Origin of the sequence: Streptomyces poriferorum (assembly GCF_019399235.1) — a bacterium.
In the GTDB taxonomy this organism is placed as follows: Bacteria; Actinomycetota; Actinomycetes; order Streptomycetales; family Streptomycetaceae; genus Streptomyces; species Streptomyces poriferorum.
In genome coordinates this window covers 1-366 of record NZ_JAELVH010000672.1, presented here as the reverse complement: position 1 = coordinate 366, position 366 = coordinate 1, and the positions used below count along the sequence as shown (strand labels likewise).

The 366-nt window shown below is 72.4% G+C and carries 1 pseudogene; it reads left to right on the top strand.

The features are described from left to right. A pseudogene (locus JGS39_RS40355) lies at positions 1-336 on the top strand (peptidoglycan-binding protein); the annotation flags it as partial. Positions 337-366 lie beyond the last annotated feature (30 nt).

The following is a 366-nucleotide window of genomic DNA, read 5'->3' as shown; positions in this document are numbered from 1 at the left end:
GGCGAGGGCGGAGGGAATCCGGCTGCCACCGTGGCGGTGGTGATCGTCTTCGGGGACCAGGCGTCGTTGGGCAGGCTGCAGAGCGGGCCGGTCACCGTGCGCTATGCCGTCAAGCAGCGCCGGAACGTACTCGCCGTCCCGGTCGCCGCCCTGGTGGCACTCGCGGAGGGCGGATACGGGCTGGAGGTCTCCGGAGAGGGCGACCGCGAGGGCGGTACCGGAGACGGCGCGTCCCATGGGTTCGTACCGGTCAGAACCGGGCTGTTCGCGGGCGGCAAGGTCGAAGTGAGCGGCCCCCTGGTGCGCGAGGGCATGAAGGTGCGGGTGCCCGAATGAGCCCGAACCGGGAAGTCCCCCGCGCCGTCG